The sequence below is a fragment of the Psychrobacter muriicola 2pS genome (assembly GCF_904846535.1).
Taxonomy (GTDB): domain Bacteria; phylum Pseudomonadota; class Gammaproteobacteria; order Pseudomonadales; family Moraxellaceae; genus Psychrobacter; species Psychrobacter aquimaris.
The window spans coordinates 1-16,022 of the sequence record NZ_CAJHBC010000008.1 but is presented as its reverse complement, the minus strand read 5'-3'; the positions used below and the strand labels follow the sequence as shown (position 1 = coordinate 16,022).

At 42.1% G+C, this 16,022-nt stretch carries 14 protein-coding genes; 11 read left to right on the top strand and 3 right to left on the bottom strand.

Annotated elements, in window-relative coordinates; translation table 11 throughout:
• Positions 1–22: 22 nt before the first annotated feature.
• The gene (locus JMX93_RS11355; RefSeq protein WP_499204798.1) at positions 23–709 is read left to right on the top strand and encodes a DUF6988 family protein; all 687 of its coding nucleotides are present in this window, start codon (positions 23–25) and stop codon (positions 707–709) included.
• Positions 710–759: 50 nt separating this feature from the next.
• Here JMX93_RS11355 and yaaA read toward each other — a convergent pair whose 3' ends face one another.
• Positions 760–1,560 carry a peroxide stress protein YaaA gene (gene yaaA / locus JMX93_RS11350; protein WP_499204797.1) on the bottom strand — a complete coding sequence of 267 codons (801 nt, stop codon included), beginning with the start codon at positions 1,558–1,560 and terminating at the stop codon, positions 760–762.
• 493 nt (positions 1,561–2,053) lie between these two features.
• Between yaaA and JMX93_RS11345 the strand changes: the two genes are divergently transcribed.
• The 7 genes from JMX93_RS11345 to JMX93_RS11315 all read left to right on the top strand — a co-directional run bounded on the left by JMX93_RS11345 (position 2,054) and on the right by JMX93_RS11315 (position 7,504).
• On the top strand, positions 2,054–3,220 hold the full coding sequence (locus JMX93_RS11345; RefSeq protein ID WP_499204796.1) for a Re/Si-specific NAD(P)(+) transhydrogenase subunit alpha: 1,167 nt from the start codon (positions 2,054–2,056) through the stop codon (positions 3,218–3,220).
• Positions 3,221–3,293: 73 nt separating this feature from the next.
• Positions 3,294–3,683 (top strand): proton-translocating transhydrogenase family protein, encoded by a 390-nt coding sequence (locus tag JMX93_RS11340; protein WP_443511657.1) that lies wholly within the window; start codon positions 3,294–3,296, stop codon positions 3,681–3,683.
• On the top strand, positions 3,680–5,080 hold the full coding sequence (locus tag JMX93_RS11335) for an NAD(P)(+) transhydrogenase (Re/Si-specific) subunit beta (protein WP_499204795.1): 1,401 nt from the start codon (positions 3,680–3,682) through the stop codon (positions 5,078–5,080). Before JMX93_RS11340 ends, JMX93_RS11335 begins: the two co-directional genes overlap by 4 nt.
• A gap of 181 nt (positions 5,081–5,261) precedes the next feature.
• Entirely contained in the window at positions 5,262–5,825 is a 564-nt protein-coding gene (locus JMX93_RS11330; protein WP_499204794.1) for an acyl-CoA thioesterase, read from the top strand.
• A 130-nt stretch (positions 5,826–5,955) separates the two neighbouring features.
• On the top strand, positions 5,956–6,165 hold the full coding sequence (iscX, locus tag JMX93_RS11325; RefSeq protein WP_021812734.1) for a Fe-S cluster assembly protein IscX: 210 nt from the start codon (positions 5,956–5,958) through the stop codon (positions 6,163–6,165).
• 76 nt (positions 6,166–6,241) lie between these two features.
• On the top strand, positions 6,242–6,724 hold the full coding sequence (locus JMX93_RS11320) for a GyrI-like domain-containing protein (RefSeq protein WP_193011527.1): 483 nt from the start codon (positions 6,242–6,244) through the stop codon (positions 6,722–6,724).
• 132 nt (positions 6,725–6,856) lie between these two features.
• The gene (locus tag JMX93_RS11315) at positions 6,857–7,504 is read left to right on the top strand and encodes a hypothetical protein (protein ID WP_499204793.1); all 648 of its coding nucleotides are present in this window, start codon (positions 6,857–6,859) and stop codon (positions 7,502–7,504) included.
• A gap of 77 nt (positions 7,505–7,581) precedes the next feature.
• Here the strand turns inward: JMX93_RS11315 and dapE are convergent, their stop codons facing one another.
• Both dapE and JMX93_RS11305 read right to left on the bottom strand, forming a co-directional pair.
• Positions 7,582–8,796, bottom strand: coding sequence for a succinyl-diaminopimelate desuccinylase (gene dapE, locus JMX93_RS11310; RefSeq protein WP_499204792.1), 1,215 nt, complete (start codon positions 8,794–8,796; stop codon positions 7,582–7,584).
• A gap of 113 nt (positions 8,797–8,909) precedes the next feature.
• Positions 8,910–9,665 carry a 2OG-Fe(II) oxygenase gene (locus JMX93_RS11305; protein ID WP_443518601.1) on the bottom strand — a complete coding sequence of 252 codons (756 nt, stop codon included), beginning with the start codon at positions 9,663–9,665 and terminating at the stop codon, positions 8,910–8,912.
• Positions 9,666–9,794: 129 nt separating this feature from the next.
• Here JMX93_RS11305 and JMX93_RS11300 point away from each other — a divergent pair, with 129 nt between their 5' ends.
• From JMX93_RS11300 to JMX93_RS11290, 3 genes are all read left to right on the top strand, one after another.
• Positions 9,795–10,670, top strand: a complete 876-nt coding sequence (locus tag JMX93_RS11300; protein WP_045446718.1) for a 23S rRNA (adenine(2030)-N(6))-methyltransferase RlmJ — start codon at positions 9,795–9,797, stop codon at positions 10,668–10,670.
• Between the two features lie 42 nt (positions 10,671–10,712).
• The gene (gene pssA, locus JMX93_RS11295) at positions 10,713–11,615 is read left to right on the top strand and encodes a CDP-diacylglycerol--serine O-phosphatidyltransferase (RefSeq protein WP_499204791.1); all 903 of its coding nucleotides are present in this window, start codon (positions 10,713–10,715) and stop codon (positions 11,613–11,615) included.
• A 499-nt stretch (positions 11,616–12,114) separates the two neighbouring features.
• Entirely contained in the window at positions 12,115–15,501 is a 3,387-nt protein-coding gene (locus JMX93_RS11290; RefSeq protein ID WP_499204790.1) for an ESPR-type extended signal peptide-containing protein, read from the top strand.
• Positions 15,502–16,022 lie beyond the last annotated feature (521 nt).

Sequence of the window (16,022 nt, the reverse complement as noted above, 5' to 3'; positions counted from 1 at the left end):
ATATTTATATAAAGACATGATTATGCAGACTACTTTTAATGAGTTTTGTTCGAAATCTTTTGAATTCCGTGAGGCACTATTAAGAGAAACTAAGAATGTTTCGACATTTGAAAGACTTAAAAACAGGGATATAGCTACTCTAATCTTGGCAGATATATCTTCAGAGCATGGCCATGCGATTCATATTTTAGCAAAGAATCGTTGTAGTATTTCAGCAAGTAGCCTATTACGCTTACAGTTTGAGTCGTTATTAAGAGCAAAGTGGCTGTACTGGGTAGCTTCTAATAATGTTATTGAAAGGTTTAATAAGCCTTTAACTGAGCAGAATGTAAAGCAAGCAGAAAAAGGAATACCTACCATTAATATTATTTTATCGGAACTTGAGGTTAAAGTAGAAGAAGGAAAGGTTCCTAAAAAAGCATTAATGCTAATGCAAGAGTTTAAAGATATGGCTTTAAAAGCTTCTAATTCTTATGTTCATAGTGGAATGCATGCATTTTCTAGAAGAAAAGATGGATTTCCGGAACCATTAATGATTCAGATTCTACAGAACTCTAATGGATTAGAAGCTTTAAAAGCAATGTTACTTGTGACACTAGTCCAATCTAATGAAATAATGCAAGAAGTACTTAATCTCCAATATATTTATTTAGATTGTTTACCAATGTATACACCGGAAATCATGGATAGGTTCTACGGCATTTCATGATAAAAGCTTAAATAATTAAGTTATATTAATGTGTTAGGAGGAACGGCTATTTATTTATCCGCCGCATCTCGTCTAAACGTCCATGTTTTATCATCAGAAGCCTTTTCACAGTAATAATACCCTGCTAAATCAAACTGCTTTAGCTGCTCAGCATTGGTCAGCTTGTTATCAGCGGCATATTTCACCATTAGGCCACGTGCTTTTTTAGCATAAAAGCTAATCACTTTATATTGACCATTTTGTTCATCTTCAAATCGTGGCGTGATAATTTCAGCGTCTAGCCCCTTTTTCTTTATAACTTTGAAATATTCATTAGACGCAAGATTAATCAAAACCTTGTCATTACTATCTGCCATACGCGCATTAATAACGTCAGTCACTTCTTTTCCCCAAAACTCATAAAGATTATCACCACGCTCGTTTTTTAGCTTGGTGCCCATCTCTAAGCGATAAGGCTGAATCAAATCCAACGGTTTTAACACGCCATATAGTCCAGACAAAATACCCAGATGTTCATTGACATAGATGGCTGTGTCTTTATCCATGTGATACATATCGAGACCAGTATAAACATCACCATCGAACAAATAGCCTGCAGGTTTGGCATTGTCTAAAGTAAATGGCTTATCGTTGCTCCAACTCCATTGTTGATTGCGTTCAGCGTTTAGTTGGGCTAAGTCGTCAGATATGCTCATCAATTCTTGTAAATCAATTGGTTCTTTTGATTTTAAATTTTTCATTAATGCTTGTGAATGTTCAATTAACTCAGGCTGACTGTAGTGGTTGCCTAGGTTTACTGGCACAGCGTCTTTCTCATTTAAAGATTTGGCAGGGGAGAGTAAAAAATACATCGTCATTCCTTATTATAGTGATTCAATGGGCATTCTACTTATGTATCAAGTTTTCTTATTATACGATATGCAGCATTTTATCTTGACCTACTCATCGCTATTTTGTGTTTTTTAACGTTACCCCTAAAAATGACAAACATTTAAGCGATTTTTAGGGGTAGGAGCAGATATCTTGTCAGGCTTAGCGTTTCATTGAAAAGGAAAAATTTTTAATATAACAATAAAAGTTATGTAGATGGTGTAAATACCTAACTTTTTATTTTACTTGTGGGTCATCATTAGGCAATGAAAGTTGGCAGATGATATCTCTATAATAAAAAGGAATGATGGAAAAGTATCTATCATTTATTAAATTGATGACCTTCGGTCGTAATGTTACATTAATAATGACCAAAGGTCTTTTTGTCCCCTGTGCTTTTTAAATATGCGTTGAGGGTATTAAAGGTAGTCGTGAGACGTAAGTATAGTCATTAGACGTAAGTAAGGAGACGGTATGAAAATCGGTGTAATCAGTGCGGATATCGCGAGCGAGAGCCGTGTAGCGCTAACCCCAGATGCAGTTAAAAAATTGCGTAAGCTTGGGTTTGAAGTTGTCATACAGTCAGGTGCAGGTCAAGCAGCATATTATGCTGATGAGCTGTATCAGGCTGCAGGCGCCGACATTGCCAACAGCAGCGCCGAGGTAATCACACAGTCTCGAATTATTACCACCGTCAATGACCTACCAGCGGAAGCCGTTGATGACTTGTCACCTGGTCAGATTGTCATTGGCATGCTTGATCCTTATCGTAATACTCAGCTTGACACTTATGCGGCTAAAGGTACGACGGCCTTTGCAATGGAACTCTTGCCTCGCACATTGTCACGTGCACAAAATATGGATGTATTGTCATCGCAGGCTAACCTTGCCGGTTATAAAGCGGTATTGCTAGCAGCTAATGAATATTCGCGTCCCTTTCCTATGTTTATGACCTCAGCAGGGACGGTCAAGCCAGCCAAAGTAGTCATATTAGGCGTTGGGGTTGCAGGTCTGCAGGCGATTGCAACGGCAAAGCGCTTAGGTGCAGTCGTTGAAGCCAGTGATTTACGTCCGACCGCTCGCGAGCAAGTGGAGTCACTCGGTGGTAAATGGCTTGATGTCCCGATGAGTGCAGAGGAGGCTGAGACAGCTAAGTCCACAGGTGGTTATGCTTGGACGCCATCAGAGCAATATGTCAAAGATCAAGCGGCTGTCGTGGATAAAGCCTTGAGCAATGCTGATATCGTTATTACCACGGCACAGATTCCTGGACGTAATGCCCCGCGCTTAGTACATCAGGCAACCCTTGCCAAAATGAAAGCGGGTTCCGTGCTGATCGATATGGCTGCTGGAACGGGTGGCAACGTCGAAGGTAGTGTACCTAATGAGACCATCACCACGGACAATGGTGTGCGTATTGTTGGTGCTGCCAATATTCCATCAATGCTCGCCGCTCAGTCTTCAGACTTGTACGCCAATAACTTGGTTAACTTTATTACGACTTTAATTGCGCCTGCTAGCGATGATGCTTCAGCAAGTGACGCATCACCTAACTTATCGCTTAACTTAGACATGGAAGACGAGATTCAGGGCGCACTGGCAGTGACACATGACAGTCAGGTACGACTGGCTAAACGCTAGATTTTGACTGTTTATCAGGACATGTTTGTCACTATACATTGGCCAGTAATGAATAAATTTTTAGGAGGATTAGATGATTGCCACTATTTTAGCGGCAGCGCCAGCGGGTGCGGCCATGAGTAGTACACCATTTGTAGCGATTTTTACGGTATTTGTACTCGCTATTTTTGTCGGATACTACGTGGTTTGGGGCGTTACCCCTGCCTTGCACACACCACTGATGGCAGTAACCAATGCCTTATCAAGTATCGTCATCGTGGGTGCGATGCTACAGACTGTTAATATAGACGGCTCGATGTTTACACCGACCAGTTTGCTCGGTGCCTTTGCCGTATTTTTAGCCAGTATCAATATCTTCGGTGGCTTTGCCGTGACTGAGCGTATGCTTGCGATGTTTAAACCTAAAGTGAAAAAAGCACCCGCTCTTGAAACTAATGCAACAGAAACTGGAGGCGACGCATGAATGATTTCTCAACAATGATTGCGGCAAATGCTGATTGGTTTTATTTAGTAGGCGCTATCCTCTTTGTATTGACCTTACGTGGTTTATCTAGTCCAAAGACCGCTATCCGTGGTAACCGTTTTGGTATGGCAGCGATGGCGATTGCCGTCGTGACGACATTCTTTTTAGCAGAAGGCCCTGTCCTTTGGCTCATTATCGGCGCAATGGTTTTGGGTGCCCTTGTCGGTATGTGGAAAGCAAAAACAGTTGCGATGACCCAAATGCCAGAAACCGTTGCCTTGATGCATTCATTCGTCGGTTTGGCAGCGGTTGCGATTGCACTTGCGACGGTATTGCATACTGAGCAGCAGCATGGCGCCGTTGCCCGTGTTGAGCTATTTATCGGTTGCTTCATCGGTGCGATTACGTTCTCAGCTTCGGTCTTTGCCTTTGGTAAACTGGCGGCAAAAAGTTGGGCGAAAACATTGGTTGGCGGCTGGGTAAAACCTGTCCAAGCGCTACTATTTATTGCTATGATCGGCTTCGGTGGCGTATATTTCGTCACTGATTCGCTACCAGCGTTTTATGCGATGGCAGTGATTGCGGTAATCTTTGGTTGGATGTGGATTGCGCCAATCGGTGGCGGTGATATGCCAGTGGTTGTATCACTATTGAACTCGTTCTCAGGTTGGGCGGCAGCAGGAATTGGTTTCACGCTTGGTAACTCAATGTTGATTATCGCAGGTTCACTAGTCGGTTCATCAGGTGCGATCTTATCTTATATCATGTGTAAAGCCATGAACCGCTCATTACTCAATGTATTGTTCGGTGGGATGGGTACGTCAGCCGTGGCGGCAAGCGGCGATGATGGTGCACCGAAAAACTACAAGGCAGGCTCAGCAGAAGATGCAGGGTTCCTCATGTCTAACGCCAGCAGCGTGGTCATTGTACCGGGTTATGGTATGGCACAGGGCCGCGCACAGAATGCGGTAAAAGAGCTGTATGAATTGCTAAAAGAAGAAGGCGTTAACGTTCGTTTTGCCATTCATCCCGTTGCTGGTCGTATGCCAGGTCACATGAACGTACTATTGGCAGAAGCTGATGTGCCTTATGATGATATTTTAGAGATGGATGAGATCAACTCAGATTTCGCTAGTACAGATGTGGTCTTAGTTATCGGCGCAAACGATGTTGTGAATCCCTCTGCGAAAGATGATCCTACGTCTCCAATCTTTGGTATGCCGATTCTAGAAGTCAGCAAAGCCCAAACTGTGATGGTCATCAAGCGCTCAATGAGTACGGGTTATGCGGGTCTAGATAATAGCTTGTTCTACATGGATAAAACCATGATGATCTTTGGTGATGCTAAGAAAATGGTAGAAGAGATGGTACGTAGTATCAATGGTAGCGGTCATTAATAATTAAAATATGTTTTTGACTATTCGCTTTTACCTATAAGTTTTTAAACAAAGAAAGTCACTGAGGTGGCTTTTTTTGCGTTAAGGTACGCTGCATTTATAGCCAGTCGCTGTTTATATATTATATACAATAATTTATACCCAATAAATTTACATAAAATAAGCGTTAAGAGAGTCATTTATGAATATGTTGATACGTTTTTTTATTATGGTCAGCTTGCTAAAACAACAACTTAAGCAGCAATCAATAAGCGAGCGCCTTAGTACTGAGATCTTGATTGCACCGACGGTTCGTCATTATCGAGTGTTGCCGCATGATATGGGCTTTCGGAATCATCTACCTAATTATCGTTATTTGTCTTTTATTGAGCTAAACATTACTCGCTGGCTGATGGCATGCTGTCATCAAAAAGGTATTAAAACATTAGGTTGGGTTATCGCCATGCAAGAGATGGTTTATCTGAAAGAAATTAAATTCTTAGATAAAATGACGGTAAATAGTACGCTTGTCGGATGGGATAAAAAATACGTTTATTTTGAAACGCGCTTCTTTGTAAATAACCAGTTGATGGGCGTTGGTATGACGAAGTTTGTATTGACCAATAAAAAAGGCAAATGTGCACCAGAGATATTGGATATGATAGGCGAGCGGCTGAATGAGGTCATTGATACTTGGAATCAGCATCAAGTGGCGATTAAATCTGCCAAATCTGCTGAGCCGACTAAAACAACAAGTGCTGCATAACGAACTTGTCTATAATCAGTGGGCGAATTTTGGTAGGATAGCGGTTATTAAGTCGCCAATCAAATCACCAGTCAAATTGACCACTGGTTCGATGACGTGTATAAAAATGATTCAAAGTTAAGGAGCCACCATGACCCCGCAAAAATTAAAATGGACAGACAGCTTAGATATCGCGATTGAGCTGTATGAGAAATTTCCAGAGACCGATCCGCAGTACATTCGCTTTACCGATTTGCATCGCTGGGTGACTGAGCTTGAAGGCTTTGATGATGATCCGCAAAAATCAAATGAAGGCATCTTAGAAGCCATTCAAATGAATTGGATTGATGAAGCAGATTAAACTAACGTTGCAACGTTAATCGTTTTAAATATGATTTTAAATAAAAACCAAGTAAATATATAGGATAGACGGCATCATGACTTCACAAATTAAAGAGCTATCCGAAGCGATAGTGTGCAAGGGTATCAGTGCTCGTACCACTAACAATGCAGAAATCAGCCATGACACGGCCAAATTGGGTCGATTATGGCAAAAGTTTTATCAAAACCATAAGTCGCATCTTTCTGAAGGTGAAGATATTTATGGTATCTTCCATAACTATGAGAGCGATGACTTAGTAGGCGCTTTCGATGTGGTGGCAGGTTGGAAAGTAGACAGCGAGCAAGAGCAGCAAAGCGCTGGTAATTTAGTAACGGTCAATATTCCTGCAGGGAAATATTTGGTCTTTTCTGAAGAGGGCAGAATGCCTAATACTGTGATGAATGCTTGGGAAAAGGCATGGACATACTTTAATGATCGCAGCTGTGAGCATGTAAGAACGTACAATGTTGATTTTGAGCATTATATTGGCGGCAATCTAGAGTATGGTAAAGTTGATCTCTATATTGGTATTGAGTGAAGCTATTGATTCTAAATAACTGAGTGAAAGCTCTTATAATCAATTCAAATAAATTTAATTATTAAGGCACATCAATTACTTAAAAGTAATGTTTTAGCAGTATTATACCTTAGCTATTATATCGGAGTAATAATGAGTCAGTTAGAGCCAAATTCTCAAGATAGGTTGGTTAGCATTGCTAAAGCAGTAGCAGGTACACTTCCATACATAGGAACTCTAGTCTCAGAACTGCTTGATAGCGTTGTCCCTAATCTGAGGTTCGAACGTATAGTAGTATTTCTTCAAGAGTTAGACTTAAAAGTATCTCAAATCGATGAAAAGCTTGAACACTTTAAGTTAAATTTAAATAGTGAGGAAGGCATAGATTTACTAGAGGAAGGTATGCTACAGGCTTCTCGTTCGATAAGTCATGAACGTAAAGAGAGACTTGCATCTATACTTGAAAAGTCCTTGGGTAAACAAGATTTAAAATATGAAGAATCAAGGAAAATTCTCAATATATTTAGAGAGTTAACCGATCCTGAGATAATTTGGTTGATATATTATTCTCTTGAACCAAGACTTGGCAAAGGTCCACATTCTGATTGGATATTACAGCACCCAGATGTTTTGTATCCGATATCTAGAGATAATACTGCTTCTGATGAGCAACTGGAGAAAGCTGCATTGCAAGATAGCTATAAAGACACATTACTACGCTTTGGACTAGTTAAAAGCAACGGTCGTACAACACATATGACAACTTTAGGTGAAATGGTTATAGGGTATATTAAAGATTAAAGCTGTATTTTAGAGTAACAAAAAAAGCGCCAAATCTGTATCAGATGGCGCTTTTTGACTTTTACTGATAGGATTTATTAATCCAGTAGCAAATTCTCTAAAATTCCCTCATAAATTTGCGCAAGCTTTCCTAGATCATCGACTTCTACTTTTTCGTCAACTTGATGAATTGTCGCATTACGTACACCCAATTCAACCACTTGTGCACCAGTCGGGGCGATAAAGCGTCCATCTGATGTGCCACCAGACGTAGATAATGTGGTATCAACATCGGTCACTGCTTTAATCGCACGCTGGCAGGCAGACACTAGCTTACCTTCAGGGGTCAAAAATGGCTGACCAGATAACTTCCAATGGATGTCATAACTGGCTTTACTGTCAGCAAAATGCTTATCAAAGATGGCGTGAGTTTTGGTTTTTAGCTCTTCTTCAGTTGTTTCCGTTGAAAAGCGGAAATTGAAGATAACTTTTAACGTTTCAGGAATGACATTGGTGGCACCTGTACCGCCATTAATATTAGAAATTTGCAGCGAAGTCGCAGGGAAGTAGTCATTGCCATTATCCCAAGTAGCGGCAGTCAATTCCGCCAAGGCTGCCATCGTTGCATGAATAGGGTTGCAGGCTAAATGCGGGTAAGCAACATGACCTTGTTTGCCAGTGACCGTAAGTTCCGCCCCCAATGAGCCGCGGCGACCGTTTTTAATGATATCGCCAAGCGTATCCGTGCTCGATGGTTCGCCAACGAGGCAATACGTGATTTTTTCGTTACGGGCTTCTAAGGTCTCAATGACTTTGACCGTGCCATTGATAGACGGGCCTTCTTCATCTGAGGTGATTAAAAAAGCAATAGAGCCTTTATGTTCAGGATAATTAGCGACGAAACGCTCGGCAGCGACGGTAAAAGCAGCAATGCCCGTTTTCATGTCAGCCGCACCGCGAGCCCATAGGTAACCATCAGCGATGGTTGGCGTAAATGGCGGATAAGTCCAATTGTTTTCATCACCTGTTGGCACGACGTCGGTATGACCAGCAAAACAGATAACTGGATCAGTGGTGCCACGGCGCGCCCATAAATTTTTGACTTCTGCATGTTCGCCGCTTTGATCTCTATCGCCAAAATACATAAATTCGCAGTCAAACCCAGCTTGTGATAATCGTTCTGACAAGATATCTTGGCAGCCATCATCATCTGGTGTGACGGAAGGACGTTCAAGTAGAGCAATACTTAAATCTAGTGTTTGCTGCTGATGGTTTTCTGGTTGATGGGTGCTTTGTTTATTGAAGTCCGACATGAATAAACCTTTTTATTATGAATTAAAATGATAAATTTTTAAGATTGGCAGCCACGATAAAATCAGTCATTGTTTTATACTTATTACTTACTTTTTCTGATAGCTGATGAATTTTAAATATTGTCTTCAACAAAAGGCACCAAACCATCACGGCGCATCCACGTAGCGATAGAATAACGCTGCCGATGGGCAATTTGCACTTGATGTTGTAGGTCACTGTCAAATATCACCAATCTATTGGCGACAGGCATGACGTTATGATGAACGCCATGTTTATCAATGACTTCTAGTGCGCCACCGTCAGTTGGTTCCCATTCGTCATTGAGATAAAACACCGCAGAGATAACGCGTTCATCACGCCCAGCCGGATTGTCACTATGCCATTGGTAGCCGAACCCCACCGGGTAGCAAGCATAATGCGCTTCACTGTGGCGAATACCCGCAAATAAACTGCGATTAAACAAGGCGGCAAGCGCATTGATGCTTTGCAAATAATAATAACCTGCAAAGAAGTTTTCTGTAATCCAGCGGATGCGATCACCGCGAATATCGCTGACACGAATACCGGCCGTGAGCTCTGCGTCACGATAGTTAATAAAGCCACTCTCTGCTTGCAAGGCTAACAGCGCTTTCGTTTCAAAGACATCATCAATAATTATCCAGCCATCTTCAACGAATGTATCCAGTTGTGTATCAGTCAGCTTATCTTGCCAACTGATCTCAAAATCAGACGGTTGTAATATGTGCTGAGTCAGTGGCTTTTGGCTTGGATCATCACTATGTGGAAACAATAAAGGTGGATTATCTTCTCCTATCGGATTATCAATCACCAACTTTGTCACATCAAGATTGCTAATAATTTCTGTCATTTCGTCTCACTATGGTCAGTTAGCTAGCAATACATAGCCAATCAATGCCTTTTTACCAAAACCATCGTTATCTTTTACTCTGCCTATGCTACCATAGATGTAATTTTTCTTATTTAAACTTTTGAGATTATGAACTATAAACACGCCTACCACGCTGGTAACTTTGCTGATGTGGTTAAACACATTTTATTGGTACAACTCCTTAATCAATTGGGGCAAAAAAACAAACCTTTTTATGTGCTTGATGCTTATGGTGGTCGCGGACTGTATTCACTGAGCAGTGAAGAGGCGCGCAAGACAGGTGAGGCCAAAGGTGGTATCCAAGCGTTATTAAATGCCAATACCGATAAGGCACCCGCTGCTGTCAAAGATTATATGGAAGGCATTAAGCAAGCCCGTTTCACTTATGACAATAAAGTCTATCCTGGTTCTCCTTGGTGGGTTGCCCATCATATCGAGAAAAATCCAGATGCGGGTGTGCGCGGTGAAGCTTTTGAAGCCAAAGCTAGCGAATATGATGCGCTAAATTATCAGTTGCACAAGTTACCCATTGGTATACAGCATCGTGATGCCTTTGAAGGTATTACCGCCGTTATTCCGCCAAAAGAAAAGCGTGGTCTGATTTTTCTTGATCCTCCTTATGAGCAAGAGCACAAAGATTTTACCCGTCTGATAAACCTACTCGTTGCGGCTTATAATAAATGGCCACAAGGCACTTACGCGCTTTGGTTCCCTATTAAGAACGTTGAAGCTGTTGAGCTGTTTTATAAAAAGCTTAAGCGTACTGAAATGCGCCGCCAGCTGGTTTGTGAGCTGAATATTTATCCAAATGATGTGGCGGTTGGTCTTAACGGAACAGGTTTATTGGTTATCAATCCACCTTGGCAATTTGATAATCATGCACGTGAGATATTACGCTTCTTACAGCCTGCGTTAAAAGTGGCTGATGCTCCAGACTTAACGCCTGATAGCGCAACCAATGTACGCTGGCTAGTCGGCGAATAACAATCTCTGCGAATAACAATGTCGGCAAATAAGGATATTGAGATGACTAACGTGCAATTACCTAAAGACGAATCAAATCATCCGCCCCTAAATGATGGGTTGTTGCAAGACAGTGCGGCAACACAGCCCCCCTTTGTCGATGAGCACGAGTTTAATATTCGCTTAGCGGATAATGAAAATTATGATGGCTTGACCTTTGAGGTAATTGAAGCAGAAGTTGCTGAAGGGCAGAGGGTTGTAAGTCGCGGTGTCTATCTAGCGCCAAATTTGATTACAACCTTGTCACTGCTTTCCGGCTTCTATTCGATCTTGGCCAGTACGCAAGGCGAGTTTTACAAAGCGTCTCTAGCCATTTTTTTGTCCGCTATTCTTGATGGCGCTGATGGGCGGGTCGCACGTATGCTTAATGCGCAAAGCCCCTTTGGCGAGCAATATGATTCGCTTGCCGATATGCTAGCGTTTGGCGTAGCACCTGCTATTTTAATTTATAGCTTTGCTCTAGAACCACTTGGTCGTATTGGTCTTGGCTGTGCGTTTGTTTTTACCGCTTGCGGTGCTTTTCGTTTGGCACGCTTTAACGTGCAGGTTGGTATCGTCGATAAAAAATACTTCGTCGGTTTGGCAAGTCCGCTTGCCGCCATTTTGGTTACTGCGGCTGTGATGGTTGCGGTTGATCATAATGAGTGGATTGGACAGTACGATACGGCAGTTATGTTCTTATTCGCAGCTTGGGTCGTTGTTTGTGGCTTGCTGATGGTCAGTAACGTCAAATACTATAGCTTTAAAGAATTTGATAAAAAGAAAGTCCCCTTCGTTGTTCTTATCATTGGCGTACTTGTCATGAGTATTGTGCTTTATGATATACCTGTTGGTATCTTGGCGATTGGTATTATTTATGCGTTATCGGGTATTGTTACGACATTGAAAGCCAAAGCAGAGCATTAATATGACTGACATATCCTGCTTTATTCCTTACAAGAGTTGAGATTGTAAGTTATAAACACAAAAAACCCCTCTTATTTTTAATAAGAGGGGTTTTTTGTGTTTTTTTATTTGGTGCGAGGAAAACTTATACATAAGTACAGGTTTGTAGGCTTTCTTAGCCATTAGTAAGCTTACTCTGAAATGCGTCTCAGCTCATCATGTCATATCTACCGTTTATCTGTAATATTGTATTTTTTCTTTACATATTAAAGGTGTTTTTGATACATTTGAAATATTATCTATACAAATATATACATTTTTGTGTTTTTTGTTGTTATGAGGTTTTATTCTTGTTTTGAAAGATAAAGATTTCTAGGTAGTAACTCGAAAGTGGTTTTACTGAATTTCAGCAGAACAGTTCATCCGTTATTTATTTGGTACAACAAAACATAGCTCTATTTTATACGGCAATATAATCAAATACCTTACCAGTAATGCTACATACACTTAGGATTCTCTCATGTTAAACCATGTTTACCGCGTTGTCTTTAATCGTTCTACAGGGTGTTATACAGCTGTTAGTGAAATCAGCAAGTCGGGCGGAAAGTCCAATAATAGATCAAGTCAAGTGGGCACAGTGCCAGCTGCGATATTAGGAAAGTCACTACGCCGGAGTGCTATAGGGGTTGCTATTGCTGGCGTGCTGGGATTGACGGCAATGAGTAGTCAGGCAGACGTGTGTATAACGCAGACCGGTGGAACAAATGGCAGTACTTCTCCGTCACCTGATTCTATAGCTTGTGGGTATTTCAACACAACGCAAAATGGAGCCAGCTCAGCAGTAGGTTTTCAAAATAGAGCTGAAGGTGTTTATAGCTCAGCTGTCGGTACTAGAAACACTGCTTCTAATGAAAGTAGCTCAGCGATAGGTGCTTACAATAGCGCCTTAGGTATTAATAGTTCTGCTATAGGGTCGCAAAACAGTGCTGATCAGCTAGGAAGTTCCGCATTAGGCATACTAAACAAAGTGGACAATACCTATAGTACGGCAGTAGGTGCTAGCAACATAGTGAATGGACAAATGGCTTTAGGGTCAGGGTATAAGAACATAGCTTCTGGTCGATTCAGTTCAGCAGTAGGTTACGTCAACACCTCTGGAGGTCAATATAGCTTGGCAATAGGTAGTGACAACTCAACTGTTGAAGACCGTAGTACCGCAATTGGTAGTCTAAACGTAGCCTCAAAGCTGAATAGTTCAGCAGTGGGTTATAGCAACGAGGCCTCTGGTGAACGTAGCTCAGCATTGGGTAATGACAACACTGCTTCAGGTAGCGACAGTTCAGCAGTGGGTCGCATCAACTTAGCTTCGGGTAATGAAAGCGCAGCAGTGGGTCGTATTAACACAGCTTCTGGTATTGCTAGCACAGCGATAGGTGTTGCTAACCAATCTTCATCTAATAATAGCTCAGCGTTGGGTACTGGAAACAGAGCTTTAGGCAGTGACAGCTCAGCGATGGGTCGTGCCAACTTTGCATCAGGTCTTAATAGTTCAGCATCAGGTTACCTTAACCAAGCCACAGGTAACAATAGCTCAGCAGTGGGTTATAGCAATATAGCGTCAGGCTATGCCAGCTCAGCATTAGGTGGTTATAGTAGAGCCGATGCTAGTGGGGCTACTGCACTCGGTAGTGGCAGTACATTTGCAGTAGCTTCTGTTGAGGGTGCTACTGTGCAAGCGGACTTCACGGCTGCAGCCACACAGGTTGAGACAGACGCTCAAGGCCGTAGGTTTAAAGCAGACGGCGTTGGTGGTTTAATCTATGAATTTGTACCGACAGACTATGAAGCATTAGGCATCGGTGCTACGGCAAGCGGTATCCGAGCAGTTGCGCTTGGTACTAACGCAGTAGCTGATAAGCGTGACAGCATTGCATTAGGATCGAAAAGTAAAACGACTACTGTAACTGGTGTGGCAGGTTATTCAGCTAATAGCGATACTAGCCCTATTTGGCAGTCAACTCTTGGTGCTGTTAGTGTTGGTGATACCAGTAACGCTAGTCCGAGCCAATGGCAGACCCGTCAGATTACTGGTGTAGCAGCAGGTACAACTGATACAGATGCAGTGAACATTGCGCAATTAAAAAGACTGGAAACGACGGGTGTTTCTTATTTCGGCAATGTAGCCGCTGCTTTGGGTGGGGGCGCGCAGCTTAACAGCATGGGTGTATTTCAAGCGCCCAAATATCGAATAAGCAATGCAGACTACAACAATGTGGGTGCAGCATTCACTGCAGTTGATGGCAAGTTGACGGATTTACAAACACAGATAAATACAATTGAGTTAACACCAGGACCTAAAGGTGATCAGGGTGAGAAAGGAGATGCTGGTCCACAAGGCCCAGCTGGCCAGAATGGAGCAGATGGTTTAAATGGTGCTGACGGTAAAGATGGGACTAATGGCATTGATGGCGCTCAGGGTCCAGTTGGCTCACAAGGCCCAGCTGGTCAAAACGGTGTTGATGGCTTGAATGGTAAAGATGGCTCACAAGGCCCAGCTGGTCAAAACGGTGTTGATGGCTTGAATGGTAAAGATGGCTCACAAGGCCCAGCTGGTCAAAACGGTGTTGATGGTTTGAATGGTGCTGACGGTAAAGATGGGACTAATGGCATTGATGGTGCTCAGGGTCCAGTTGGCTCACAAGGCCCAGCTGGTCAAAACGGTGTTGATGGTTTGAACGGTAAAGATGGTACCCAAGGCTCAGCCGGTCAGAACGGAGCAGATGGTTTGAATGGTGCTGACGGTAAAGATGGGACTAATGGCATTGATGGTGCTCAGGGTCCAGTTGGCTCACAAGGCTCAGCCGGTCAGAACGGAGCAGATGGTTTGAATGGTGCTGACGGTAAAGATGGAACTAATGGCATTGATGGTGCCCAAGGAGACAAAGGTGATTCAGGTATCAGCGAAGAAGCTAGAGTTGAATTAGAAAATAAAATTGAACAAAGCAAAGAGCATTTCGTTAGTGTTAACACTTCGGGGACCATAGCTGAAGTTAACTATAATAACGAAGGAGCTACAGGCAATGGGTCAATCGCTATTGGTGTCGGTGCTCAATCAATGGGAAAAAATAGCGTGTCAGTTGGAATAGGTTCAACAGTAACTGGTAATAGCTCAATTAGTGTTGGTACTAAAAATACTGTATCAGGTGACATGTCAGGAGCTATTGGTGATCCAAGTATCATCGGTGGTGACAGTAGCTATTCATTAGGCAATGATAATGTTATAGGCAATACTTCTAACAACGTTTCTGTAATAGGTAGCAATGCGAAAGTAGGTGCAACAGGTGCTGAAATAGTAGATGGTAACCCTGTTTTTACAGGAGTCACCGACGCATCAAACTCTATTGCTATTGGTGAGTCTGTAAACATTCAAGCCAAAGACGCAGTAGCTGTCGGTGCTAATAGCAGTGTAACTCATAGCAACGCGGTTGCATTAGGAGCAAACTCACAATCAACAGCTGCCAACACGGTATCGGTAGGTAATGCAAACAACCAACGCCGCATTACCAATGTCGCTGCTGGTATCAATCCAAATGATGCAGTTAACGTCTCTCAACTTAATCAAAATCGTGCAGAAGCTTTTGGTTATACAGATAGAAAAATAAATGATCTTGAAGGAGATACTTATTCAGCAGTTGCAGGTGCTTTAGCCTTTGGTGCGCTGCGCTATCCTAATGTTCCAGGAAAAGTCAGCGTTGGTCTAGGCGGTGGTACATGGGAAGGGGAAACAGGTTATGCAGTTGGTGTAGGTTACACCACATCTGACGGACACTTTTCTATTAGTAGCGCCTTTGGTGGTAGTGGTAGTCAAAACGGTGGCAACGTTGGTGTGAGCTATACTTTTGACTAACGGGTAGTTCTAGTAAATAAGAAAATAAATGGGCCTACTATTGTTTTTAATAGTAGGCCTAATCAATTGAGTTCGGAAAATTAGAAGATTTCTAAAAACTTCCTTTATCCAGTCCAAAGCCCTCGTAGACTGCCACCCTTTTCGAAAGGCAAGTGGTTTGGAAGCTTAGATAATCAAGCTATTTCACACTAAATAGAAATTACCTCTTGACTCAAGATTTAAAGCGTCTATAATACGCCCACACAAGACGGACTGGCAGTGATTAGTGTGTAGATTACACATAAATAACGCAGTTAACTTGAAGAAACAAATTATAAAAAAGCTTGACAATTCATATCATTATGATAAGATAGTCGGCTCGCTAGATGGCTTAACCGGCAACGGACTAAGGCAGACAGTGAAAGCAATACCCTATATATCAGTTACTGGACGACAGTGATTGAGCACTATTTAAAAGCATAACTAAAGAACAACTTGTGTGGATTTTTGCTGATTCAGAATGCTAAAAAATAAAGTTGACT